The sequence below is a fragment of the Geothermobacter ehrlichii genome, assembly GCF_008124615.1.
GTDB classification, from domain to species: Bacteria; Desulfobacterota; Desulfuromonadia; order Desulfuromonadales; family Geothermobacteraceae; genus Geothermobacter; species Geothermobacter ehrlichii.
Genome location: NZ_VNIB01000002.1, coordinates 92,514 through 115,427, shown reverse-complemented (window position 1 = coordinate 115,427; position 22,914 = coordinate 92,514). Strand labels below are relative to the sequence as shown.

The following is a 22,914-nucleotide window of genomic DNA, read 5'->3' as shown; positions in this document are numbered from 1 at the left end:
GGCTATTCGTACCGGCGTCCGTGCTGGGGCGGCATGTGCAATCTGGTGACCATCCAGCCCGGATCGACACTCTGGCCGCAGTCGGGACAGATAAGCACGACCTTCTGGCCGCCGTCCACCTTCCTGACGGCAACGTGGAATCCCCTCTGGTAACCGCAGATCTGGCAAACCCGAATCTCGTCCATCGCTCACTCCATCTCTTCGAATTTTCTGACCGCCTCGACAAAAGCTGCCGGCAAACGGACCGCCCTGCGCCGCGCGTAATCGAAGGCGACCAGGCTGGTCCAGCCTTCGGCCGTCACCTCTCCCGCCCGCTCGATGCGGTAATCGACGACGAATGAAGAACGGCCCAGATCGCGCGCACGCACGCCGATCAGCAGTTCGTCGCCGAAAAACATCTCGGCGCGATAGTGAACGTGCGCTTCGGGAAGGATGATGCCGCAGCCACCGATATCGAGCTCGCTGAAACCGCCGATCCGTTCGAGGTAGCCGATCCGGCCGTCCTGAAAGAAGTTGAGCACCACGGCATTGGAGACATGGCCGCCGTAGTTGATGTCAGCAACCCGAACCCTGATGGGCACGGTGAAGCGGAAACCGTTCATGGCGTCCTCCCGAATTCAGTGCTGGCAGTAGCGGCAGAAAAAGGTGGAACGGCCGGCAAGCCGCATCTGTTCGAGTTCCTGACCGCAGGCGACGCAGGGTTCGCCGCCGCGTCCGTAGACCTGCAACTCGAGACTGAAGTAGCCGGGGCGACCGTCCGCCCGCTGAAAATCGCGCAGCGTCGTACCTCCAGCCGCAATCGCTCGCGTCAAAACGTCCCTGACCGCCGCTACGAGCCGGTCGCACTCCGCGGCCGACAGCCGACCACAGGGGCGATCCGGGCGAATTCCGGCGCGAAAGAGTGCCTCGCTGGCGTAGATGTTGCCGACACCGACAACCACTTTCTGGTCCATGAGCAGGGCCTTGATCGCAGTCCGCCGTTTTCGGCAGCGACCAAGCAGGTAGGCGCCGTCGAAGGCGTCGGACAAAGGTTCGGGCCCCAGATACCTCAGCAAGGGGTGGGAGTCGACGTCGGTTCCGGCCCAGAGCAGAACGCCGAACTTCCGGGGATCGGTCATGCGCAGGATGCGGCCGGAAAAATCGATGTCGACATGGTCGTGCCTGCCGGCGGGGGCCTCCGAATCGACCACCCGCAAGCTGCCGGACATGCCGAGATGCAGCAACAGACTGCCGTGGGCGAAGTCGAACAGCAGATACTTGGCCCGCCGGCGCACGGCCCTAAGCCTGCGACCGGTCAGCCGGTCGGCGAGATCGGTGGCGAAGGGCCGGCGAAGCCCCGCGGCCCTCAGGGTCAGGCCGCTGACGCGCCGGCCTCGCAGCAACGGCTCGATCCCCCGACGGGTCGTTTCCACCTCGGGCAGTTCAGGCATGGACAGCCTCCGTTCGCCACCGGCAACATCTGGTCATCAGAAGAAGATCCGCTCCGGCGCCGTTTCGAAATCGGCAAAGCCGAGCTCTTCGGGCCGGCCCTGAAACATGGCGCGATCCATGCGCTGGCTGCCCAGGTAGAGCCAGCGACCGCCGATCCGCTCCAGCAGGGCCATTTCGAAACTTTCCTGGGCGCCGGAAGCGGTCATCAGCAGCTGGTGAAAAATCACCTCCGCCCGCTCCTGACGCTGCCGGGCCTTCAGAATCCGGAATCGTTCAATGCGCATCTGCGACGCGATCTCCTCTTTTGCGTAACGCAGATAGCCGTCGCGGTCGGGAAACTGTTGCCGGAAGAGCGCTTCGGGATGGTAGGAATCGTAGATAAAACCGAAATCCCGCCGGCGAAAGGCTTCCACCCGTTGCCGAACCAAGGTTTCGGGATCGGCGGCGATCATCGGTTGCACTTTCATGCGCCTAGTCCCTGATTCTCGGGTCGAGGGCGTCACGGATCCCCTCGCCCAGCAGGTTGTAACCGAGCACGGTCAGCAGGATGGCCAGGCCGGGAAAGGCCGAAAGCCACCAGGCGGTCCCCAGCATCTGCTTGCCGGCAATGAGCATGTTGCCCCAGGAGGGCGTCGGCGGCTGAACGCCGATGCCGAGAAAGGACAGGGCGCTTTCGGTCAGAATGGCGCCGGCGACCCCGAGAGTGGCGTGAACCAGAACAGGAGAAAGGGCATTGGGCAAAATGTGACGGAAGATAATCCTGAAATCGGACGCGCCGATGATCCTTGCGGCCAGGACGAATTCCCGTTCGCGCAGGGAGAGGAACTCGGCCCGTACCAGGCGCGTCACGCCCATCCAGCCGGTCAGGCCGATGATGATCATGATGTTCCAGATCGACGGTTCAAGAAAGGCGATGACGGCAAGGATGAGAAAGAAGGACGGAAAACAGAGCATGATGTCGACGAAGCGCATGATAACCGCATCCCAGACACCACCGTAGTAACCGGCCACGGCGCCGAGGATCACGCCGATGAAGGTGGCGATGCCTACGGCGACAAAACCGACCAGCAGCGAGATGCGGGCGCCGTGGCAGAGACGGATGAAGACATCCCGTCCCAGATCGTCGGTCCCGAGCCAGTGGCCCGGACCGGGCGGCTGCAGCCGGGCACCGATATCGATGGCACCGGGATCGACCGACGAAAGAGGGGCGACAAGAGCCAGCAGGCACATGACCAGAACCAGCCCCGCCCCGACCATGGCCATGCGATTGTGCCGCAACCGCCGCCAGACGATTTCCTTGAAAAAACCTCGCGCCATGTCAGCCGTGACTCACTTCAGTTCCTCGTATTCCTGCCGGGTCAGTACGCCGAGTTCGTGCAGCTTCTGCAGCAGCGCCTGCAGCTTCATCTCGGTGGAACGGGGGCGCTGCAGCACACCGTTTTCGACACCCTGCCGTTTGCTGCCGGCAACCGGGCCGTCGCCGTCCTGTCGCAACGGCGGATGCGGCGCTTCGCTCCCGTCCCTGCCGTAGCAGCGATCGATCGCCTGGCTGATCTCGCTTTCCGGGGCGATGGCCGGCCGGATACGACAGCCGGTCATGAACTGCAGGGCATCGATGACCATCAGGTTGGTCGGATCGCTCATGGCCACCAGCAGATAGGCCGTTCCCGACATGGCACCGCGACGGATCGGCACGACGTTGAACTGCCGCGCCTTCTCTTCGGGAACGAGCTCCCTCAGATCAGCCGGTATCCTTTCCTCCGCCAGGTTCACCCGCGGGCAATTGAGCTGCTCGGACAGAAAGCTCAGCAGCCTGTCCTCGCTGATGTAACCGAGTCGGATCAGTGCCTGCCCGAGCCGGCCGCCGAGATTCCGCTGCAGCGACAGGGCCGAGTTGAGCTGGAATTCATCGATGATGCCCGCGCCGACGAGCATTTCTCCCAGTTTCAGATTCTTGCGTGCCATCTTCTTCATGTCCTGCCGGCGCCGTTGGGCGCCAACCCCTTTCACGGCCGGTGGCGACCGATATCAGTGTCTGTTGATGATGCGAAGCACGACCCGGCGGTTGCGTTCGCGTCCCTGCTGGGTGGCGTTGTCGGCAACCGGCCGGGTTTCGCCGAAGCCGACGACCCGCATGCGGGGCGCATCGGTCCCAAGCGCCTGCCGCAACATCAGGGCCACGACCTCGGCGCGCTTTTTCGATAGTTTGAGATTGTAACCGGCCGGCCCGACGCTGTCGGTATGTCCTTCCACCACGACCTCGGCGGCGGCATGTCGTCGCAGAAAACGGATGCCCCGTTCCAGTTCGTCGCGATTACCGGGCAGAAGCCGGCAGCTCCCTGTATGGAAACGCAGGCTGAGCTCGAGCGACTCGGGTGTCTGAACGTTGTCCGGCTCCGGTTCAGGCATCCGTTCACCAGCGGGTTCCCTGCGACGGCAACCTTCCGCGTCGACAGCAACGCCGGCCGGCGTCTTGGGACAGCGGTCGATACCGTCGAACACGCCGTCGCCATCGCCGTCCCTGCCACATCCTTTCAGGTCGACCACCACCTGCGGCGGGGTATCCGGACAGCGGTCGTCACTGTCGAACACACCGTCATGGTCGGCGTCGTCCGAGCAGCCGAAACGGTCGACAGCCTGTTTCGGGGGTGTTTGCGGGCATCGATCGAGAGCGTCGATAATGCCATCATCGTCGGTATCGACAATCACCACCTCGGACTGACGGTGAACGGCGCAACCGGCCACAAACAGAATGAGCAGTCCAACACAACACCATCTGAAAATCATGTACGAATACCTCATGACTGACGTCCTGCGGTCAGGACTTTCTGATGCGCGGATCAGCAAGGGCGTAACCGATGTCGGCCAGTAGATTGCCGACCAGCGTCAGCATGGCGCCGAGGACAAGCACGCCCATGATCAGGGGGTAGTCGCGCATCATGACACCGTCGTAGAAAAGCTTGCCCATGCCGGGTATGGCAAAAATGGTCTCGAAGATGACGCTGCCACCAATCAGCCCAGGGACCGAAAGGCCAAGAATGGTGATCAGCGGCAGCAGGGCATTGCGCAGGGCGTGTCGCCAGATCACCACCCTTTCCGGCAGCCCCTTGGCGCGGGCGGTCAGAATGTAATCCTGTCGGATGACTTCCAACATGTTCGAACGCATGTAGCGGCTGAATCCGGCCAAACCGCCGAAGGCGGAAACGAACACCGGCATGACCAGATGGGCGACATAGTCCTTCACCTGGCCGAACGTGCTCAGGTATTCATGCCCCAGCGAACGCAGGCCAGCGATGGGAAAAAGGCCGAGCCGGACGCCGAGATAGTCCATCATCAGCAACGCCAGCCAGAATGACGGCATGGCAAAGCCGATGAAGACCAGCACCGTCGTTGCCCGGTCGAACAGCGAATTGCGTCGCAGTGCGGACAGGATTCCCACCGGGATGGCGACGACGAGAATCAGGGTGATCGACAGCACGTTGATCAGGATGGTGACCGGCAACCGCTCCAGAATCTTGTCTAGAACCGGCCGGTGGTCGCCGGAGAACGAGCGGCCGAAATCGAGTTTCGCCATCCGTCCGAGCCAGTCGACATACTGGACGTGTATCGGCCGGTCGAGGCCGTACTGGGCGCGCAGGCGATCACGCAGCTCGACGCTGGCTTCGGGATTCAGTTCCGTCTGCAGGTCGGTCGGCTCTCCCGGCGCCAGATGAATGACGACGAAGGAGATCAGGGTGATCCCGATCAGCAGCGGAATCATCAGCAACAGCCGTTTGCCGAGATATCTCAGCACCTGGTCACCTCCCCTGCCCCCATTTCGTCCCGCTCCTAGCGGGCGTATTTCTGCTCACCGGCCGGAACGTACCAGCGGATGAAATTGTGAAAAATGCCGGCCGGCGCCGGTTCGATACCACGGAAACGGCGTGAGACGGCCGGCAGCGCCTCGGCAACGTAGAGGAAGGTATAAGGCTGGTCCTCGGCCAGAATCTCCTGGAACCGGTCATAGATCTTCTTCCGCTCAGCCCGATCGAAGGTCCGGCGCCCCCTTTCGAGCAGCTCATCCACCTCGGAATTGCGATAGTGAATGAAGTTGAGCTGCCTGGGACCAATCTTGCTCGAATGCCAGATATTGTACTGGTCGGGCTCGGGCCCGCCACGCCAACCGAGAATGCAGGCGTCGAAATTGCCGGGATGGATGAACTCCTTGAGAAAGGTCGCCCATTCCACCACACGGATTTTGACCTCGATGCCGATCTCCTTGAGCCGGCGCTGGATGATCTCGGCCGACTTGACGCGCAAGTCGTTCCCCTGGTTGGTGACAATGGTGAAACGGAAGGGAACGCCATCGCGGTCCAGTATTCCGTCACCATCCGTATCCTTCCAGCCGGCTTCGGCCAACAGGCGTCGCGCCCTGTCCGGGTCGTGACTGTACCGCTTTACGTTGGCATTGTAAACCCAGGTATCCGGCTTGTAGGGCCCGGTGGCCACCTGGCCCAGCCCCAACAGCACCCCCTCGATGATCTCCTGCTTGTCGATGGCGTAACTCAGAGCCTGCCGGACCCGCCGGTCCTGGAGCAGGGGACGCTCGAGATTGTAGCCGAGATAGGTGTAGCTGAATGCCAGATAGCGGTACTTGGCGAACAACCGCTTGAAGGCCGTCGTGTCGGTCTGTGTCCGATACTGGATCGGCGTCAGCTCCATGAAGTCGAGCCCGCCGGAGCGCAATTCCATGAACTGGGTCGACTGGTCGGGAACGATACGGTAAACCACCCGCTTGATGTAGGGACGCCCCTCGAAATAATTCTCGTTGGCCTCGAGAACGACCTTTTCACCCGGCTTCCACTCGACAAACCGATAGGGCCCGGTACCGACGGGATGACGAGACAGCGGACTTTTGGTGATATCCTTGCCTTCGAGCAGGTGCTTGGGCAGGATGTTCATTCCCCAGCTGCCGAGTGCCGGGGCGTAGGGTTTGGGATAGGTCACGCGAAAGGTGTAGGGATCGGGCGCCTCGGCCTTCTCCACCTGCCGGTAGGCCTCGGCGTAGGCGGTCGGGGTATTGGGGTCGACGTAAAGCCGGTAGGTGAACAGCACGTCGGCCGAGGTGAAGGGGGTACCGTCGTGCCACTTGACTCCCTTGCGCAGGTGAAAGGTAATGGTCAGGTTGTCCGGGGAAATCTCCCAGGATTCGGCAAGCTCCCCCTCGAGGATGAGATCCTTGTTGTAGCGCACCAGCCCGTTGTAGACCAGGCCGTTGATGTCGGCCGACGAGGCATCGGTGGCCAGGATGGGCAGCAGATTGCTCGGTTCGGCAATCGACGCCTCGATGAAGGTATCGCCGTAGGCCGGGGGGGCATCCTTTTCCGGCATGGCGACCTCGGCCGTCCTTTCCTTGCACCCTCCAAGCCCCAGAACGGCCAGAAGAAACAGAGCGGCCAGAACTGTCGTTCTGTTCATGAATCGGCTCCTTGCAGCGGATAGAAAACCGCACCTGCCGGCGGCTTCAGGCGAAAAAGGCTGTCATCGAGCCCGGGACCGAGTTCCAGGCTTTTGAAATCGATCTGCAGTCTTCTGTTCTCGGACCTCTGTTCGAAACGAATGCGGCGCGGAAAGCCGTCACTGGCGGCAAAATGCCCGTAACTGACGCTGAACAGCTCCTTTTCGCCTGTTAACAGCCGGAAAGAAACCGGCCGCAACTTCGCGTCGAAACGGACAACCGCCCGCCGCTCCCCCTCGGTCACCACCAGTTGCCAGGCATCCCCGACCCTGCTACCTGCAGCCTCGCCCCCCATCAGCGGAATGTCATAGTGCAGCAGGCGCACCAGATCGGGCAGGGAAAGAGGCAGATGCAGAAAGCGGCGGAGATTGTCCGCTGTCGCCGGCCCGGCATAGAAACGGTTCTGTCCCGGCAGCCAGGCGTGCAGGGTGGCGCCGTCGGTCGCCAAAATCATCAGAGGCGAACCGAACATGCTCAAAGCCTCGGTCCGAAGCCGGTCCGGCCTGGCGGCAAGGATGGCCTGGCTGGCGCTGAAATGTCCTCCCGGACTGTCACTGCTGACCTGAGCCAGGCCGCGCAGACTGTCAGCCAGGTCGGCGGCCCGACGCACACTGGCGAGAAGCGGAGCGGGATCGACGGCAACCGGAGCAGCCTCCCTGCCGGCCAGCGGTGCGCAGGCGGCCAGCGAGAGCAGCATGAGCAAATGCAGAAGCACGCGGTTCATCGACGACCTGCTTTCTCCAGCCGGTTCAGTTTGTCGGCTATGCCGGGCTGGTCGGGTTTCAGTTCCAGCGACTTCTTCCAGGCCTCCGCGGCCATGGCGCTCTCGCCGAGTTCGGCATAGACCGTCGCCAGATGGTCCCAGACAATGGCGTCCTGCGGCAAACCGGAAATGGCCTTTTCCAGGGCGCTCCGGGCCTCGGTCAGCCTCCCTAGCCGGTAATAGACCCAGCCCAGGGTGTCGTAGATATGGGGCGCCTGCTTCCGTTTCAGCGCTTTTTGCACCATTTCGAGGGCGACGTCGAGATTTTTGTCGGCCTCGGCGTAACTGTAGGCGACATGGTTGAGAGCCTCGGGATGATCCGGATCACGGACCAGAACCTGGCGCATGATGTCGACCGCCGCTTCGTGTTCACCGTTTCGCTCAAGGACCACTCCCTGCCGATACAGAAGATCGATGGCATCGGGATAGAGACCGTACCCCTTTTCGAGAGTCTGCAGGGCTTTCTCTTTCTGCCCCAGTCGGTCGTACAGCGCCGCAAGATAATCGTAAACGTCCGATCGTCCATGTCCAGAATCGATCAGCTCCAGCAGAAGGGCAACAGCCTGTTCAAACCGCTCCATCTGCTGCAGGACGAAAGCCCGGTGAAAGACGGCGTCAGGATGGAGCTCGGACGTGTCGGAGATAAGTTCGAAAGTCGCCAGCGCCTCCTGCCAGCGTCCGCCACGTTCCTGGGCCAGGCCAAGAAAATAACGAACACGGTCGAGATCCGGCCGGCGTTCCAGCACCTGCCTGAACGCCCGGGCGGCCCTACTCCAGTCCCCTTTTTCCAGCAGCAGCAGGCCGGTTTTGCGCTTGGCCTCAAGATCATCCGGATTGTCGCGCAGCAGTACGTCGAGCAGGTCAAGGGCCTCGTCCGGACGCTGCTGGCGAACCAGGATACCGACCAGGCGATGCCGCAGCAGGTTCGGCTGCCCGACCCGGTCTACGCCCAGCCGGAAAACCCTTTCCGCCGCCGCGAAATTTCCCTGCTCGATCAGCATCTCTCCCAGCTCGAGATAACCCACGGGATGGTCAGGCTGCAGATCGATCAGATGCTGGTAGGCCGTTTCGGCCTCGTCAAAACGTTCCGCCGCTCGGTAGCTGCGTGCCAGCTGAACCAGCCCGGCGGCCGAATCGGGCTTTTTGTCCAGAAAGTTTTTGAAAACCTCGACCGCCTTGTCGTGCTCGCCGAGCCTGAAATAGGAAAGCCCCAGATGCAACCAGACGGCTTCCCTTTCCGGGGCGATTCGGGCCGCCTCGGCAAAATGGGCCGCGGCCAGACGATAATCGCGCAGATTGAAGTAGAGACCGCCAAGGAAAAGGTGGCCATCGAGAAAGTCGGGCGCTTCGATCAGGGCTTCCTCGACCGCCCGCGCCGCGCCTTTGGGATCGTCCATCTGCAACCGCAACTGCCCAAGATAAAGCCTCAGTTGACTCGAACGTGGATCGAAGTCGAGCGCCGACAACAGAGCGGCTTCCGCTTCCTGAAGCTGGCCATCGTTCGCCAGCAGCCGTGCCCGGGTGTAGTGATAGAATGCGAGCGATTCAGGATCGGGCAGGCGAAGCCCCCGGCCGGCCGGGTTTGCCGGGGTACCTGCCACGTTTCGGCCTGCGGGCGAACAGCCCCAGAAGAGAAGAACCGTGAAAAAGACCAGAACAAGCGGGATGAATTTCGTCAAAGGCTGCATCGATCCTCAGACAGCGCCGTCCCCCGGCGGAGGATGGCGGGATTCAGGCCAGAAAAAAACGGGGAGCCGGGAGTTCTCTTTCGCCCCGTTGCGGGAAACAACCGGAAACCGATCTCTTTACAGCTCCGGCAACTGTGTTAATGTAATTGTAAATTCAACGGGTTAAGTTGACAAGTATCGCCCTGGCCCACACGGGATTTTGCCATTGTTACAGGCCCCGGCGCAGGCGTCAAGCGCAGAGCCGGCATTGCCGCGCAAAACCCCAGGTGCGGCGGGGCAAAAACGGGGGACCGGAAAAGGCCATGAAGAAGAGCGAACCACACCGGCTGCGCGAAGCCTGGATTCTCTGCTTTCTGCTGGGCATCATCATGCTCAACTATCCCTTCATTCATATCTTCAACAAGCCTGATACCCTGTTCGGCATTCCCGTTCTGGTCCTCTACCTGATGCTCGGATGGCCACTGTCAATCCTGGTCATCTTCCTGTTCTCCCTTCAGCTCGACCATGACGACAGCCATGGCAACGGAGACGACCTGAAACTTCCATGATTTCAGTCAAACTTGTCGCTACCATCTCCCTGCTCTATCTCGGGCTGCTCTTCCTTGTCGCCTATTATGCCGACAAGAGACGGGAAGCGGGTCGGAGCATCATTTCCAACCCGGCCATCTACTCCCTGTCGCTCGGCGTCTACTGCACCTCCTGGACCTTCTACGGCAGCGTCGGCCGGGCGGCGACCATCGGCCTCGATTTTCTGACCATCTATCTGGGGCCGACCCTCATCGCCTTCACCTGGTGGTTTCTGCTGCGCCGCATCGTCCGCGTCAGCAAGGAACAGAACATCACTACCATCGCCGACTTCATTTCCAGCCGCTACGGAAAATCGGCCTACCTCGGCGCCCTGGTCACCATCTTTTCGGTGGTGGGCATCATGCCCTACATCGCCCTGCAGCTCAAGGCGGTCTCCCATACATTCGACATCCTGACCCTGCCGCCGGCCGTGGTCAGTGAAGGGGTGGGGCATTTCCTGCCGCGGCTTCCCGGCTACGTCGACACCGCCTTCATCACCGCCCTGCTGCTCGGTCTTTTCGGCGTGCTCTTCGGGGCACGCCATCTCGACGCGTCCGAACAGCATGAGGGCATGGTCGCCGCCATCGCCCTGGAATCGATCATCAAGCTTGTGGCCTTCATGGCGGTCGGCGTTTTCGTTACCTACGGACTTTTCGACGGTTTTACCGATATTTTCGACCGTTTTCTCAGGGAATTTCCCGAGCGCGTCAACCTGGTGGTCATCGACACCGAACAGATCCCTTACATCTCCTGGTTCAGTCTGACCTTCATTTCGATGATGGCCTTCATGTTCCTGCCACGCCAGTTCCATATCATGGTCATCGAAAACTCGGATGAAAACCACATCCGCCACGCCATGTGGCGCTTTCCGGCCTATATCTTCGCCATCAACATTTTCGTCATTCCCATCGCCCTTGGCGGCCTGCTCCTCAACGGCGGCGATACCGGCAACGCCGACTACTTCGTCCTGCACCTGCCCATCGAGACCGGGCATTACTGGCTGGGACTGCTCGCCTTTGTCGGCGGCCTGTCGGCCGCGGCCGGCATGGTCATGATCTCGTCGGTCGCCTTGGCGACCATGATCCTGAATCAGCTGATCATCCCCCTGATTCTCAAGTTCCGCATCGTCGTCGACAATTACTGGGTGGTGCTGCTCAACCTCAAACGCCTGGCCATTCTGTTGGTGGTCTTTCTCGGTTATCTCTTCTACCGGGTCATCGGCGACTCATACGCACTGGTCAACATCGGCCTCATCTCCTTCATCGCCGCAACCCAGTTCGCCCCCAGCCTGGTCGGCGGTCTCTACTGGCGACGGGCCAACCGCAAGGGAGCGGCCACGGGACTGATTCTCGGGTTCATCGTCTGGTTCTACACCCTGATCATCCCCTCATTCGCGCGTTCGGGCTGGCTGGACAGCAGCATACTCGACGAAGGGCCGTTCGGTGTGTCAATCCTGCGCCCCCTCGAGCTCTTCGGCCTGAGCGGCTTCGACATGTGGTCCCATTCCCTCTTCTGGGCCCTCTTCTTCAACATCGGCGCTTTCCTCACCCTCTCCCTTTTGACCAGCCCTTCGAAAAACGAAGAGGAACAGGCGGACAAATTCATCGGCGTCTTCGGCGGGCGCACGCTTCCCATCGAACGGCAGCGCATCAGCAAAGCGCCGACGATCATGGAGTTCGTCGATCTGATGACCAAGTTCATTGGCGAAAAACAGGCCCATACGGCTATTGCCGAATATATCGGCGACCGCGAAATCGACCAGCGCGGCCGCCTTTCCGAATACGAGCTGCCCAATCTGAAGCGGTTCACCGAACGCACCCTGGCGGGCTCAGTCGGTGCCGCGGCTGCCCACATCATCGTCGAAAACTACCTGGCAACGCGCGGCAGCAAGATGGAGGACGTCTTCGACATTTTCGGCTCGGTCACCCTCAGCCGCACTTCAAGCCGCGAGCAGCTTTCGGTCCTTTACGAGGCGGCAAGGGTGGTCGCAAGCGGCGCGCCGCTGCAGACGATCTTTGACAACATTCTCGAGCTGCTGGTGCAGCAGTTCAAGTTCGACCTGGTGGTCATCCGGCTGCTCGACGACGAAACCATGACGCTCAAGGTCTGCAGCCAGAAGGGGATGAGTTCGGAACATCTCGGCCAGTCGGCGCGGGAGCTGACCATGGAAACAAGCATCGGCGAGGCTTTTCTCACCAACACGCCGGTAGTGGTCAACGACACCGACGAACTGGTCAACCGGCCACAGACGGTGCAGATCGCCCGCCGTGAAGGTATCCTCTCCTTCGCCCACGCGCCCATCACCATGGAAGGAGAACCGATCGGCGTACTCTCCGCCTTCTCGCGCACGGCCAAGGGGATTTTCACCGACGAATTCATCGAGCTCTTCACCAGCCTGGCCGGTCAGGTCGGCGTCGCCTGGCGCAACAACCAGCAGACCCGCGACCTGATAGCGGCGCGCGAGCAGCAGAAGGAGATGGAGATCGCCAAGACCATCCAGCTCAGCCTGCTGCCCCAGACCACTCCCCAGATACCCGGAGTCAGTCTCGCCGGGATTTGCGTGCCGGCAAAAGAAGTCGGCGGCGACTACTACGACTACCTGCAGCGGGATGACGAGACCCTCGACCTGGTCATCGCCGACGTCTCCGGCCACAATGTCGGCTCCGCCCTGATCATGGCCGAAACCCGAACCTTCATCCGGGCCCACGCCGGCAGGATCGAATCGATCGAGAGTGTTCTGCAGTCCCTCAACGAATTCTTCTACGACGACCTGACCAAGGCCGAACTCTTCATCACCCTGATCTACATGCGCTACCTGCCGCATCAGAACAGGCTGCTCTATTCCAGCGCCGGACACAACCCGCCCATCCTCTTCCGACCGTCGACCGGCGAAATCGAACGGCTCGATGCCGACGGCCTGATTCTCGGCGTCAAGAAATCGGTCAGTTTCGAAACCCGCACCGCCAGGCTGGAGCCGGGGGACCTGCTGCTCCTGTTCACCGACGGCATTATCGAGGCGGAGAACAGTCGCGGCGACTTTTTCGGTGACCAGCGCCTGGCCGAACTCTTCACCTCCTGCGCCGACAGATCGCCGCAGGAGATCATCGAATACCTGCTGCAGCAGGTCAGGCTATTCACCGGCAGTCACAGCTTCCGGGACGACATTTCCCTGGTGGTCATGAAAATCGAGCCAGTCGACGACAGCGCGGCAGGAACGGAAAGCTGAAAAGAAAAGACAGAAATGGTATCCTGAAACAGCCTCACCGGCTGTCCGATTCATACCAGACCCGTCAGCAAAGGAGACTATACGATGATTGTCCAGATCGATGAAAGAGAAGCCGCGGTTCTCATCAACGTCAAGGAGGAGCGCCTCGACGCCCACAACAGCGGCGAGCTGAAAACCCAGATGCTCAACCTGTTCGAAGAGGGCAAGAACAACCTTGTCGTCAACCTCGAAGAGGTCCGGTTCGTCGATTCGTCGGGACTGGGCGCCCTCGTCTCAGGCTTCAAGAACGCCAGCGCCCGCAACGGCAGCCTGAAGCTCTGCGGCCTGCAGCCGCAGGTCAAATCGATGTTCGAACTGACACGCCTGCACCGCGTCTTCGAAATCTACCCCAACGCCGACGAAGCGCTGGCCAGCTTCGAATAAATCTGGATGATCACCGGGAGGTCGATCGGCCTCCCGGTTCGTCCTGGAAATCATGGAGCGGCTGAAGATCGATATCAGAGTCCCCAACCAGACCCGCTATCTCGGTCTGATCGGCAGGATCGGCGAAGATATCGCCCATACCCTCAGAAGTTACCGGGGGGACAGGGAGGAGCTCGCCTACCACATCAACCTGGTCCTGACCGAGGCGATCACCAACGCCATCCGGCATGCCAACGAGGACGATCCGGAGAAGGAGATCCGGGTCTGCATAGGGGTCAAAAACGACCGCCTGATCATCAGGGTCTACGATCAGGGATCAGGATTCGATCTGACGGCCCTCGGCAATCACGAATTCCGCCGGCTGGACGAACACGGCCGGGGTGTCTATATCATCCGTTCTCTCATGGACGAGGTCGACTATCAGCAACACGAGGACGGATATGTCCTGGAAATGATCAAGCATCTGCGCTGACGCGATCCACCAGCTCTCTCAGCTCGCGATGGGAATTGACCGTCCAGTCTCCCGTCACCTCGCCGCCGTAGGCGACAAAAGGCATGCCGGCGGCTTCGGCAGCTTGGCGGTCGAGATGGGAATCGCCGACGAAGAGCAGACTGTGCGGTGCCACGTCCAGCCGTTCGGCCGCCAGCAGAAGCATGTCGGGAGCCGGCTTGGGTCGCTGCACGTCACGACTGGTCACCACCGCCGAAAAACAGGATTCGAGCTCGAAGTGGCACAGGATAGCCGGCATGCTGCCTCCCCGGTTGGTGGCCACGGCCAAGGGAAGGCGCCGGGCCAGGGTACGCAGTGTATCGACCATGCCCGGCTCGGGGGACATGAAACCGATGAACTGGCGATAGTCGAGCCGGGAGGCCATCTCCAGCGCCCGCTCGGCCAACCCGGGACCGAGCAGCCGCCGCAGAACCGTGGCGCTGTCGGCGGTGTGGCAGAGCCGGGCCAGCTCCTGCTGGTCTTCGGTCACCGGCTCATGGCCGAATGCCTGCAGGATGGCGTTGTAATAGGCCAGGTTGGCCCGGCGGCTTTCGAACAGCACCCCGTCACAGTCGTAGACGAGACCGCGTACCTGCATCAACCGCCCCTCCTTTTGAAAACCCAGCACAGACCGCCCAGGCCGAAAATCACCATCGGCAGGGAGAGAAGCTGTCCCATGGTCGCTCCTCCCCAGAGGAAACCGAGCTGCGGATCGGGCTGACGAAAGAACTCGACGATGAAACGGAAAACGCCGTAACCGAGGAAGAAGGTGAAAAAGGGGATCCCCTCCCACACCTGCCGCATATTCAGCCAGAAGAGAATCAGAAAGAGCACGACGCCCTCCAGAGCCAGTTCGTAGAGCTGGCTCGGATGACGCGGCATCAGACCGGCCTGCGGAAAGACCATGCCCCAGGGGACATCGGTCACCCGGCCCCAGAGCTCCCCATTGATGAAATTCCCCAGCCGACCGAGACCGAGCCCGATGGTGGCACTGGTGGCAATGATATCGGCGGTCAGCATCGGCGGCAGCCTGTTTTTGCGGCAGAACCATAGCCCGGCCAGCGTCACGCCGATCAGTCCGCCGTGAAAACTCATCCCCCCCTGCCAGACGGCGAAAATTTCGAGCGGATGGCGAACGAAGTATCCGAAATTGTAGAAAATCACGTAACCGATCCGGCCGCCGAGAATCACGCCCAGCACCCCGTGAAAAAGGAGATCGGACAGACGGTCTCCGGTCAGATCGAGCTGCCGTTTCCGGGCCAGAAATCCGATCAGAAACCAGGCGGCGGCAAAACCGATGAGATACATCAGGCCGTACCAGCGGATCGCCAGCGGCCCGACGCGAACGATGACAGGATCGAAATTCGGGTAGGTCAGCATGTTTACTCCAGATGACAGGCCGGCTGTAACAGCTGTTCGTTCAGACGGAACCGACAGTCGGCCCCCCCATGTCTCCGACGGACGATGCATCGGGCAAATCCAGCTCCAGACATGCAAGCAGTCGCCGCCACAGAACCGGCAGCGGCGCTGCCAGTACCATCGGCTCGCCGGTCACGGGATGGTTTATCGCCAGTCGCCAGGCATGCAGCAGGTGGCCGGCCAGATCCACGCCGGCCAGGGCAGGATCGCCGCCGTATTTCACGTCACCAACGAGGGGACAGCCAGCCTCGGAGAAATGCGCCCGGATCTGATGGGACCGGCCGGTGACCGGCTCGACCAATACCAGCGAAGCCTGCTCGGACGATTGCAGAACCCGGTATCGGGTGTGGGCATGCCGTCCTCCCCTTTCGACGGAACGCACCAGATTCGTCGCCCGGATGCGGGCCAGGCAGGAGCGAAATTCACCGTTCTCGACCTCCGGCCGGCCATGAACCAGGGCCAGGTAGAACTTGCGGGCGCTGTGCTCCGAAAACTGCCGGGTCAGTCCGCGGTGCGCCCGGGGATGGATACTGAAAACCATCACCCCCGAGGTGTCGCGGTCGAGGCGCTGGACCATGCCGATCTCCGGCTTTCGGCCGAAGCGATGCCGGCGCCCCAGAAGATCGAGCACTCCCTGGTAGACCGTTCCCTGGAACCGGGCCGGAGTCGGCTGGCAGTCGATGCCGGCCGGCTTGTTCAGGGCCAGCAGATAGTCGTCCCGCCAGAGTATCTGCTCATCTGTCGGCAGCCACTTCTCCAGCGGCCGGCCGTCGATGAAGACCTCGACCGAACAGCCGGCGGCAATGGGCAGCGAGCACTGGCTCATCCGCCGGCCGTCGAGATGGACTCCGCCGACAGAGATGATTCTTTTCCAGTCACCTCGGCTGATGGCTGGACAGACCGCCGTCAGAAAGCGATCGAGACGCTGCCCGTGATGAGCTTCGTCAACGTGAAAAATCAAGTGCTTCGGGCCTGCTACAGGCAACTGGAAAACTCCGTCTCCCTCTTGAGCCACCGTGGATCATCCTCCCGTTTTGACAGGAGCGTTTTCCATGCTAGATTAAAGGAAAGGAGAGATCAATCCAGGTTTCTGGGATGCACGGCACGCCGGTTTCCAGTCATGACCAACAGACAGTTTGACCCAGGCCGCGTCGGCATGTGGTGAGCAAGCCCGCCCGGGAGCGGGAAGCCTGAAGCAGGCCGCCGGCCCAGTCGGATACGAAAAAAGGGGTTCATGCCTGAAACCGCGACCGGCATCCCGGATCGACCTTGCGGCAAAAGGCCCCGCGATGAAATCGCGGAGCCTTTCGTTCGTTCTTGCAGGGGGAACCGCTTCCCGTTCAGGAAGCGCCGTTGCCGTTGTTGACCCGGGCACGCAACTCCTTGCCCGTCTTGAAAAAAGGCGTTTTCTTGGCCGGGATAGAGACGATTTCGCCGCTTTTGGGATTGCGGGCCTGACGCGCTTCGCGCTCACGGACAGTGAACGACCCGAAGCCGCGAATTTCGACCCGATCTCCCTGGGCCAGGGCGTTGCCGATACTCTCGAAAATCGTGTTGACCACGACCTCGGCTTCCTTCTTGTTCAGTCCCCCGGCATTGTAGGAGAGTTTTTCAATCAGTTCACTCTTGGTCATGCCTACCTCCTGATCAAAATCCAGTCCAGAGAAACTTGAGTCCGGACAGTTCCTTCCCGTTCAGGACCTGACCGAGCTGTGTCCTTCCTTCCTCGAGCAGATAGCGCAGCAAACCGGGCCGATCGGACGCGGGATAGATCACCTGCGGCCGTCCCTGGATGCCGCCCATCTTGCCGGCCAGCGCCACGGCGTCCTGCAGATTGCCGAGTTCGTCGACAAGGCCGATCTTGAGCGCCTGCCGACCGGTATAGATCCGCCCATCGGCCAGCTCCTTGACCCGCTTCAGATCCATCTTGCGACCTTCGGCGATGGCCGTGACGAACTGCTGGTGCACATCGTCGATCAGCTGTTGCAGAATCTCCCTCTCCTGCTCGGTCATCGGCCGGGTCACCGAACCGATGTCCTTGTGGGCTCCGCTTTTGACCACCTGACTCTTCAGCCCTATCTTGGCCAGCAGTTCCTCGATGTTGGTGAACTGCATGATGACGCCGATGCTCCCTGTCAGCGTACCCGGATTGGCCAGAATGCGGCTGGCAGGCACGGCGACATAATAGCCGCCCGAAGCAGCTACCGCTCCCATCGACACCACAACCGGCTTGACCTTGGCCAGTTTGCCGACTTCTTCGTAGATTTCCTGTGCCGGGCCTACAGCACCACCGGGGGAATTGATGCGCAGCACCACCGCCTTGACCGTCGGGTTCTCCCGATAGTCGACCAGCTCCTCCATGATGTCGCGAGACGAGGAGATGACTCCCTGAATTTCAACCACGGCAACCTTCTCGCCAACGTGAAAGGCGGTCGGCCGACCGAAGACCATGGCTAGCACCACGACGGAAACGAAAAAGAAGGCAAAGACAGACCCGACCAGGAGTAGCGCCATCAAAAACGGATGTTTTCTCATACCGGCTCCCCGCGCCGAAGCCGCCGCTTCGGCATCCTGTCGAGGTTTTTCATGGCGTAGAATTCGGCCGTTCCCTGGCTGATGGCCCGACCGAAAAGAGACGGGGGGACCGGTCCCTGTACAACCGGTCCCCCCACAGATGGTTTATCAGTCTTTCTTGTCTTTGGCCCCGGCCTTGCCGAAAGCACCCTGCAGAAGTTCCCCGAGGTTCGAGGTGGCGCTCTTTTCGGCGCCGATCAGTTCGTTGATCTGGGCCTTCTGCTTCTGCTCGTCGAGCTGCTTGATCGAAAGGGCAATCTTGCGATCTTGGGTGTCGACGTTGAGCACGCAGGCTTCCAGCTCGTCGCCGACCTGGGCGAAGCTCTTCGGGGTATCGACCTTCTCGTGGCTGATTTCGGACACGTGAATCAGGCCTTCGATCCCTTCCTCAAGCTCCAGGAAGATGCCGAAATCGGTTACCGAGGTCACCTTGCCCTTGATGATGGTCCCCGGAGAGTAACGCTGCGGAATCTCGGTCCACGGATCGGGTACCAGCTGCTTGATGCCGAGAGAGAAACGCTCGTTCTCGCGGTCGATGCTGAGCACAACCGCCTTGACAACGTCCCCCTTCTTGTAAAGTTCGGAGGGATGCTTGACCCGCTTGGTCCAAGAGAGATCGGAAATGTGCACCAGGCCGTCGATGCCCTCATCGACGCCGACGAAAATACCGAAATCGGTGATATTCTTGACCTGTCCCTCGATGATGGTACCGGCCGGAAATTTCTCGCCGACCACATCCCAGGGGTTGGGTTCGACCTGCTTCAGGCCGAGGGAAATGCGGCGGTTTTCGGTGTCGACGGCCAGAACCACCGACTCGACCTCATCGCCGACGCTGAGGATCTTGTTAGGATGCTTGACCCGCTTGGTCCAGCTCATCTCCGAAACGTGAATCAGGCCCTCGACGCCTTCCTCGAGCTCGACGAAGGCACCGTAATCGGTCAGGCTGACGACCTTGCCGCCTACTTTCGCGCCGATCTCGTACTTGTCGGCAACCGACAGCCAGGGATCGGGCGTAATCTGCTTCAGGCCGAGGGAGACCCGCTCCTTCTCCTGGTCGTACTTGAGAATTTTGACGTTGATCTTGTCACCGACGGCGAGGATGTCGGAGGGATGATTGACCCGTCCCCAGGACATGTCGGTGATATGAAGCAGGCCGTCGATGCCGCCAAGGTCGATAAAGGCGCCGTAGTCGGTCAGGTTCTTGACCACGCCTTCCATCACCTTGCCTTCCTCGAGCACCTTCAGCGTCTCTTCCCGCAGGCTGGCACGCTCCTCCTCGAGCAGCACCCGGCGCGACAGAACGATATTGCCCCGCCGCTTGTTCAGCTTGATGATCTTGAACTGGAAGGTTTCGCCGATCAGCTTGTCGAGATTGCGCACCGGACGCAAGTCGACCTGCGAACCGGGCAGGAAGGCGTTGACCCCGATGTCGACGGTCAGTCCGCCCTTGATCCGGGACGCGATGCGACCCTCGACGACTGCCCCCTCTTCCAGAGTGGCCCAGACCTTCTGCCGGTCGGCCTTCTCCTTCGAGAGACTGATCAGACCAGCCTCGTTCTCGGTACTTTCGATCATGACATCGAAAGTATCACCGACCTTGATATCGATCTCACCATCTTCGCCGGCAAATTCGCTGATGCTGATGACGCCCTCCGATTTGCCGCCGACATCGACGATGACGGAATCGGAATTGATCTGAACGACAGTCCCCTGCACGACATTGCCGCGCCGGATCTCCCTGTCTTTCAGGCTGTTTTCAAAGAGCTCGGCAAAGCTCTCCATCTCCTCGGTGTCTTCCACCTCTTCGTTTTCGAGCAGTTCGTTTTCTTGGTTGGTCAGTTCGTTGTTATCCACCATTAACCCAGTTACCCCCTAAGGATGTTCTGCCTCATCGGCAGTCCGGATGCGCCGAAAACGCCCCCCGGAAATCGTGAAATTAGCACATGGCCAAATAAAAAACAAATAGAATTATCTATTTTTCGCCGACTTCTTCAATCCGCTCCAGCACCTGCTCGATCAGCCAGTCGGGCGTCGAGGCCCCTGCGGTGACGCCGACCCGTACGACACCGGCGAACCAGGCGGGATCGAGATCGTCCGCTGTCTCGACATGGTGGGTCCGGGGCTGGATCTCCCGGCAGATGGCGGCAAGCCGGGTGGTGTTGGCGCTGTTGTAGCCACCGACCACCAGCATCAGTTCGACCCGGGAGGCAATGTCCCTGGCCTCTTTCTGCCGGACCGAGGTGGCGTCGCAAATGGTATTGTAGACGCGCAACTCCCGGGCCTTGGTCAGGCAGACGGCGATGATGTCACGGAAGTTGTCGAAGGCCTGCGTCGTCTGAGCGATGACCGCCAACCTGCTGAAACGTGGCAGGGCTTCCGCCTGCTCGACATTGGCGACGACATGGACACGATCCTTTTCGGCGTAGGAGATGATGCCCTGGACTTCGGGGTGCTCCTCCTCGCCGACCAGCACCAGGTGGTATCCCTCGCCGTTCAGACGCGCCGCATGTTCCTGCGCCTTCTTGACGAAGGGGCAGGTGGCGTCGACGATGGTGACCTGCTTCTTTTTCAGCTCGTCGAGTTCGCCGGCGGTAATTCCGTGCGAGCGGATGATGACCGCTTCGTTTTCGACCGCCCCCACTGCGTCGACGACCCGAACCCCCTGCCCCTCGAGCCTTTTCACCAGTTGCGGCGAATGGATGATCGGCCCCAGCGAACAGATATCCTCATGCTCGTCGGCCGCCTCAAAAGCCATCTGGGTGGCTCGTTTGACACCGAAACAGTAACCGGCGCTTTTGGCCAACAGTATTTCAGGCATGACACGACTCCTTAATCGGGGGCAGCCCCCGGCGTCTCCGGATGGTCTCGACCGCGGCCAGCAGGCGCTCGAGAACCTCGTCGATCGACAGCCCGCCGGTGTCGATATCGACGGCGTCTTCGGGCCGGATCAGCGGCGCGACCTCACGTTCCATGTCGGTGCGGTCCCGCTCTTCGACCTCGCGAATGGTCTGATCGAGCTCGACTTCGAATCCTTTCGCCTTCAGTTCGAGCCAGCGGCGCCTGCCCCGCTCTTCGGCGGAAGCGAAAAGATAGAACTTGATATCGGCATCGGGGAAGACCACACTGCCGATGTCCCTCCCCTCGAGCACCACACCGCCCTCGGCGCCCAGACGGCGCTGCTGGGCAACCAAGGCCTCGCGGACGGCGGGCACGCTGGCGATCCGGGGAGTCAGCCGGCTGATGGCGGGCTGCCGGATCGGGCCGCTGACATCCTCACCGTTCAGCAGGACACGAAGCCCGCCGTCGCCGTTCTGCCGGAAGCGGATGTCGAGACCGGCGCACAAGGCCGCCAACCGCTCTTCCTCTCCGGGATCGATGCCGGCCCGGCTGGCCGCCAGGGCCACCGAGCGGTACATCGCTCCGGTGTCGATATTCAGGTAGCCGAGACGCTCAGCCAGCAGCCGGCTCAGCGTGCTCTTGCCGGAACCGGACGGACCGTCGATGGCGATGATCAGTTCCCGTCGCACCTCAGTCATGGCTGACCTTCCGCAGCAGGTCCCAGAAACCGGGGAAAGAAGTGCGGGTACAGGCCGTGTTGCCGATGGACAGCGGCTCGCGGCAGCGCAAGCCGGCTACGGCCATGCTCATGGCAATCCGGTGATCCCCCCAGGAATCGACCTCGCCGCCGGCGAGCTGCTCGCAGCCGACGATGCGCATGCCATCCTCCAGAGCCTCGACTTCGGCGCCGATCCGGTCCAGTTCGCTGACCATGGCGGCAATCCGGTCGGTCTCCTTGACCCGCAGCTCCCGGGCGTCGCGGATCAGGGTTTCGCCCTCGGCGAAAGCGGCGGCTACACTGACCACCGGCAGCTCGTCAATGGCCCGCGGAATCAGCTCACCACCGATTTCTATCCCCTCGAGGCGGCTGTGCCTGACCAGCAGGTCGGCGACCGGCTCGCCCGAGCGCTCCCGGAAATTTTCGAGTTTCAGATCCCCCCCCATGGCCTGGAGGATGTCGATGATGCCGCTGCGCGTCGGGTTGACACCGACGTTGCGGATCAGCAGCTCGCTGCCGGGGACGATCAGCGCCGCCACGATGAGAAAGGCGGCCGAGGAGATGTCGCCGGGAACGGCGATCTCGCCTCCCCGCAAATCGGGTCGGGGTTCGATGCGCACCCCGTTTTCCAGCCTTTCGACCCGGGCGCCGAAATGGGACAGCATCCGCTCGCTGTGGTCCCGCGACAGGTGCGGCTCGAAAACCGTGGTCGGGCCCTCGGCGTAAAGGCCGGCGAGCAGCAGAGCCGACTTGACCTGTGCGCTGGCAACAGGCGAATTCCAGGCAATGCCGGACAAAGGACCGCCCTGAATGGCGAGCGGCGCCTTTTCGCCGTCTTCCCGCCCCTGGATGCGGGCCCCCATCTGCCGCAGCGGCACGGTCACCCGACGCATGGGACGCCGGCGCAGGTACTGGTCGCCGGTGAGAACGGCAAAGAAGTTCTGGCCGGAGAGCAGCCCGGCCATCAGGCGCATGGTAGTGCCGGAATTGCCGCAGTCGAGAACATCGGCCGGCTCCCTCAGTCCATCGAGTCCGGCGCCGTCGATCTCCAGCCGACCCTCACCGCATTCGCAGATAGAGACCCCCATCATGCGAAAGGCATTGAGGGTGGCGTAGTTGTCCTCGCCCTGGAGAAATCCGGTGACAAGGGTGCGGCCCCGGGCCAGGGCGCCGAACATGACGGAACGGTGCGAGATCGACTTGTCGCCCGGCACCTCGATCTCGCCGGCGATCCGGCGTGCCGGCTGAATCGTTTCGGTCGTATTCATGACTTGAACCAT

24 protein-coding genes and 1 other RNA gene are annotated in these 22,914 nt (G+C 61.4%); 5 read left to right on the top strand and 20 right to left on the bottom strand.

The features are described from left to right. Positions 1 to 2: 2 nt before the first annotated feature. From EDC39_RS03220 to EDC39_RS03170, 11 genes are all read right to left on the bottom strand, one after another. Positions 3 to 185, bottom strand: a complete 183-nt coding sequence (locus EDC39_RS03220; protein ID WP_148894837.1) for a hypothetical protein — start codon at positions 183 to 185, stop codon at positions 3 to 5. Between the two features lie 3 nt (positions 186 to 188). Continuing rightward, a complete protein-coding gene (locus tag EDC39_RS03215; RefSeq protein ID WP_148894835.1) occupies positions 189 to 602 on the bottom strand; it encodes an acyl-CoA thioesterase in 414 nt (137 codons plus the stop codon). 15 nt (positions 603 to 617) lie between these two features. Next, complete coding sequence (gene mutM, locus EDC39_RS03210) at positions 618 to 1,430, bottom strand: bifunctional DNA-formamidopyrimidine glycosylase/DNA-(apurinic or apyrimidinic site) lyase (RefSeq protein WP_148894833.1); 813 nt, start codon at positions 1,428 to 1,430, stop codon at positions 618 to 620. 36 nt (positions 1,431 to 1,466) lie between these two features. Continuing rightward, positions 1,467 to 1,898: a YchJ family metal-binding protein gene (locus EDC39_RS03205; protein WP_148894831.1), complete on the bottom strand. Its 432-nt coding sequence runs from the start codon at positions 1,896 to 1,898 to the stop codon at positions 1,467 to 1,469. A 4-nt stretch (positions 1,899 to 1,902) separates the two neighbouring features. Then, positions 1,903 to 2,748 carry an ABC transporter permease gene (locus tag EDC39_RS03200; RefSeq protein ID WP_148894829.1) on the bottom strand — a complete coding sequence of 282 codons (846 nt, stop codon included), beginning with the start codon at positions 2,746 to 2,748 and terminating at the stop codon, positions 1,903 to 1,905. Between the two features lie 12 nt (positions 2,749 to 2,760). Further along, the gene (locus EDC39_RS03195; protein WP_187426619.1) at positions 2,761 to 3,396 is read right to left on the bottom strand and encodes a GspE/PulE/PilB domain-containing protein; all 636 of its coding nucleotides are present in this window, start codon (positions 3,394 to 3,396) and stop codon (positions 2,761 to 2,763) included. A gap of 63 nt (positions 3,397 to 3,459) precedes the next feature. Then, a complete protein-coding gene (locus tag EDC39_RS03190; protein WP_187426618.1) occupies positions 3,460 to 4,218 on the bottom strand; it encodes an OmpA family protein in 759 nt (252 codons plus the stop codon). 31 nt (positions 4,219 to 4,249) lie between these two features. Next, complete coding sequence (locus EDC39_RS03185) at positions 4,250 to 5,224, bottom strand: ABC transporter permease (RefSeq protein ID WP_148894823.1); 975 nt, start codon at positions 5,222 to 5,224, stop codon at positions 4,250 to 4,252. Between the two features lie 35 nt (positions 5,225 to 5,259). Next, positions 5,260 to 6,888, bottom strand: a complete 1,629-nt coding sequence (locus EDC39_RS03180; RefSeq protein WP_148894821.1) for a peptide-binding protein — start codon at positions 6,886 to 6,888, stop codon at positions 5,260 to 5,262. Beyond that, the gene (locus EDC39_RS03175; protein WP_148894819.1) at positions 6,885 to 7,652 is read right to left on the bottom strand and encodes a LolA family protein; all 768 of its coding nucleotides are present in this window, start codon (positions 7,650 to 7,652) and stop codon (positions 6,885 to 6,887) included. The genes EDC39_RS03180 and EDC39_RS03175 overlap by 4 nt, the downstream gene beginning before the upstream one ends. Continuing rightward, positions 7,649 to 9,292: a tetratricopeptide repeat protein gene (locus EDC39_RS03170; protein WP_187426617.1), complete on the bottom strand. Its 1,644-nt coding sequence runs from the start codon at positions 9,290 to 9,292 to the stop codon at positions 7,649 to 7,651. The genes EDC39_RS03175 and EDC39_RS03170 overlap by 4 nt, the downstream gene beginning before the upstream one ends. A gap of 389 nt (positions 9,293 to 9,681) precedes the next feature. Between EDC39_RS03170 and EDC39_RS03165 the strand changes: the two genes are divergently transcribed. The 4 genes from EDC39_RS03165 to EDC39_RS03150 all read left to right on the top strand — a co-directional run bounded on the left by EDC39_RS03165 (position 9,682) and on the right by EDC39_RS03150 (position 14,067). Then, entirely contained in the window at positions 9,682 to 9,927 is a 246-nt protein-coding gene (locus EDC39_RS03165; protein WP_148894815.1) for a hypothetical protein, read from the top strand. Then, on the top strand, positions 9,924 to 13,172 hold the full coding sequence (locus EDC39_RS03160; RefSeq protein ID WP_148894813.1) for a sodium:solute symporter family transporter: 3,249 nt from the start codon (positions 9,924 to 9,926) through the stop codon (positions 13,170 to 13,172). The genes EDC39_RS03165 and EDC39_RS03160 overlap by 4 nt, the downstream gene beginning before the upstream one ends. An 84-nt stretch (positions 13,173 to 13,256) precedes the next feature. Further along, entirely contained in the window at positions 13,257 to 13,595 is a 339-nt protein-coding gene (locus EDC39_RS03155; RefSeq protein WP_148894811.1) for an STAS domain-containing protein, read from the top strand. Between the two features lie 52 nt (positions 13,596 to 13,647). Continuing rightward, complete coding sequence (locus EDC39_RS03150; RefSeq protein ID WP_148894809.1) at positions 13,648 to 14,067, top strand: ATP-binding protein; 420 nt, start codon at positions 13,648 to 13,650, stop codon at positions 14,065 to 14,067. On the opposite strand, the gene EDC39_RS03145 is transcribed toward EDC39_RS03150, so the two are convergent. Genes EDC39_RS03145 through EDC39_RS03135 form a run of 3 tightly spaced genes read right to left on the bottom strand, consistent with a single transcriptional unit; the run spans position 14,051 to position 16,465 of the window. Then, a complete protein-coding gene (locus tag EDC39_RS03145; RefSeq protein ID WP_148894807.1) occupies positions 14,051 to 14,683 on the bottom strand; it encodes an HAD family hydrolase in 633 nt (210 codons plus the stop codon). The genes EDC39_RS03150 and EDC39_RS03145 overlap by 17 nt on opposite strands. Then, positions 14,683 to 15,462 carry a prolipoprotein diacylglyceryl transferase gene (gene lgt, locus EDC39_RS03140; protein WP_187426636.1) on the bottom strand — a complete coding sequence of 260 codons (780 nt, stop codon included), beginning with the start codon at positions 15,460 to 15,462 and terminating at the stop codon, positions 14,683 to 14,685. The genes EDC39_RS03145 and lgt overlap by 1 nt, the downstream gene beginning before the upstream one ends. 43 nt (positions 15,463 to 15,505) lie before the next feature. Then, positions 15,506 to 16,465 carry an RluA family pseudouridine synthase gene (locus EDC39_RS03135; protein WP_187426616.1) on the bottom strand — a complete coding sequence of 320 codons (960 nt, stop codon included), beginning with the start codon at positions 16,463 to 16,465 and terminating at the stop codon, positions 15,506 to 15,508. A 123-nt stretch (positions 16,466 to 16,588) separates the two neighbouring features. Between EDC39_RS03135 and ssrS the strand changes: the two genes are divergently transcribed. Further along, positions 16,589 to 16,773: non-coding RNA, 6S RNA (gene ssrS, locus EDC39_RS03130), on the top strand. A gap of 71 nt (positions 16,774 to 16,844) precedes the next feature. Here the strand turns inward: ssrS and EDC39_RS03125 are convergent. From EDC39_RS03125 to aroA, 6 genes are all read right to left on the bottom strand, one after another. Continuing rightward, entirely contained in the window at positions 16,845 to 17,138 is a 294-nt protein-coding gene (locus EDC39_RS03125) for an integration host factor subunit beta (RefSeq protein WP_148894801.1), read from the bottom strand. A 13-nt stretch (positions 17,139 to 17,151) separates the two neighbouring features. Beyond that, on the bottom strand, positions 17,152 to 18,039 hold the full coding sequence (gene sppA, locus EDC39_RS03120; protein ID WP_148894799.1) for a signal peptide peptidase SppA: 888 nt from the start codon (positions 18,037 to 18,039) through the stop codon (positions 17,152 to 17,154). Between the two features lie 147 nt (positions 18,040 to 18,186). Then, positions 18,187 to 19,935, bottom strand: a complete 1,749-nt coding sequence (locus tag EDC39_RS03115; protein ID WP_148894796.1) for a 30S ribosomal protein S1 — start codon at positions 19,933 to 19,935, stop codon at positions 18,187 to 18,189. Positions 19,936 to 20,050: 115 nt separating this feature from the next. Next, the gene (ispH, locus tag EDC39_RS03110; protein WP_148894794.1) at positions 20,051 to 20,896 is read right to left on the bottom strand and encodes a 4-hydroxy-3-methylbut-2-enyl diphosphate reductase; all 846 of its coding nucleotides are present in this window, start codon (positions 20,894 to 20,896) and stop codon (positions 20,051 to 20,053) included. Beyond that, on the bottom strand, positions 20,889 to 21,614 hold the full coding sequence (gene cmk, locus EDC39_RS03105) for a (d)CMP kinase (protein WP_148894793.1): 726 nt from the start codon (positions 21,612 to 21,614) through the stop codon (positions 20,889 to 20,891). The genes ispH and cmk overlap by 8 nt, the downstream gene beginning before the upstream one ends. Further along, positions 21,607 to 22,902 (bottom strand): 3-phosphoshikimate 1-carboxyvinyltransferase, encoded by a 1,296-nt coding sequence (gene aroA, locus EDC39_RS03100; protein ID WP_148894791.1) that lies wholly within the window; start codon positions 22,900 to 22,902, stop codon positions 21,607 to 21,609. Before aroA ends, cmk begins: the two co-directional genes overlap by 8 nt. Positions 22,903 to 22,914 lie beyond the last annotated feature (12 nt).

Excerpts from the sequence above, each read along its gene's own strand:
- cmk (WP_148894793.1), bottom strand. The coding sequence starts at position 21,614 with ATGACTGAGGTGCGACGGGAACTGATCATCGCCATCGACGGTCCGTCC.
- EDC39_RS03165 (WP_148894815.1), top strand. The coding sequence starts at position 9,682 with ATGAAGAAGAGCGAACCACACCGGCTGCGCGAAGCCTGGATTCTCTGC.
- EDC39_RS03160 (WP_148894813.1), top strand. The coding sequence starts at position 9,924 with ATGATTTCAGTCAAACTTGTCGCTACCATCTCCCTGCTCTATCTCGGG.
- EDC39_RS03145 (WP_148894807.1), bottom strand. The coding sequence starts at position 14,683 with ATGCAGGTACGCGGTCTCGTCTACGACTGTGACGGGGTGCTGTTCGAA.
- mutM (WP_148894833.1), bottom strand. The coding sequence starts at position 1,430 with ATGCCTGAACTGCCCGAGGTGGAAACGACCCGTCGGGGGATCGAGCCG.
- EDC39_RS03125 (WP_148894801.1), bottom strand. The coding sequence starts at position 17,138 with ATGACCAAGAGTGAACTGATTGAAAAACTCTCCTACAATGCCGGGGGA.
- ispH (WP_148894794.1), bottom strand. The coding sequence starts at position 20,896 with ATGCCTGAAATACTGTTGGCCAAAAGCGCCGGTTACTGTTTCGGTGTC.
- aroA (WP_148894791.1), bottom strand. The coding sequence starts at position 22,902 with ATGAATACGACCGAAACGATTCAGCCGGCACGCCGGATCGCCGGCGAG.
- EDC39_RS03195 (WP_187426619.1), bottom strand. The coding sequence starts at position 3,396 with ATGGCACGCAAGAATCTGAAACTGGGAGAAATGCTCGTCGGCGCGGGC.
- EDC39_RS03205 (WP_148894831.1), bottom strand. The coding sequence starts at position 1,898 with ATGAAAGTGCAACCGATGATCGCCGCCGATCCCGAAACCTTGGTTCGG.
- EDC39_RS03175 (WP_148894819.1), bottom strand. The coding sequence starts at position 7,652 with ATGAACCGCGTGCTTCTGCATTTGCTCATGCTGCTCTCGCTGGCCGCC.
- EDC39_RS03200 (WP_148894829.1), bottom strand. The coding sequence starts at position 2,748 with ATGGCGCGAGGTTTTTTCAAGGAAATCGTCTGGCGGCGGTTGCGGCAC.
- EDC39_RS03115 (WP_148894796.1), bottom strand. The coding sequence starts at position 19,935 with ATGGTGGATAACAACGAACTGACCAACCAAGAAAACGAACTGCTCGAA.
- EDC39_RS03155 (WP_148894811.1), top strand. The coding sequence starts at position 13,257 with ATGATTGTCCAGATCGATGAAAGAGAAGCCGCGGTTCTCATCAACGTC.
- EDC39_RS03190 (WP_187426618.1), bottom strand. The coding sequence starts at position 4,218 with ATGATTTTCAGATGGTGTTGTGTTGGACTGCTCATTCTGTTTGTGGCC.
- EDC39_RS03220 (WP_148894837.1), bottom strand. The coding sequence starts at position 185 with ATGGACGAGATTCGGGTTTGCCAGATCTGCGGTTACCAGAGGGGATTC.
- EDC39_RS03150 (WP_148894809.1), top strand. The coding sequence starts at position 13,648 with ATGGAGCGGCTGAAGATCGATATCAGAGTCCCCAACCAGACCCGCTAT.
- EDC39_RS03180 (WP_148894821.1), bottom strand. The coding sequence starts at position 6,888 with ATGAACAGAACGACAGTTCTGGCCGCTCTGTTTCTTCTGGCCGTTCTG.
- sppA (WP_148894799.1), bottom strand. The coding sequence starts at position 18,039 with ATGAGAAAACATCCGTTTTTGATGGCGCTACTCCTGGTCGGGTCTGTC.
- EDC39_RS03215 (WP_148894835.1), bottom strand. The coding sequence starts at position 602 with ATGAACGGTTTCCGCTTCACCGTGCCCATCAGGGTTCGGGTTGCTGAC.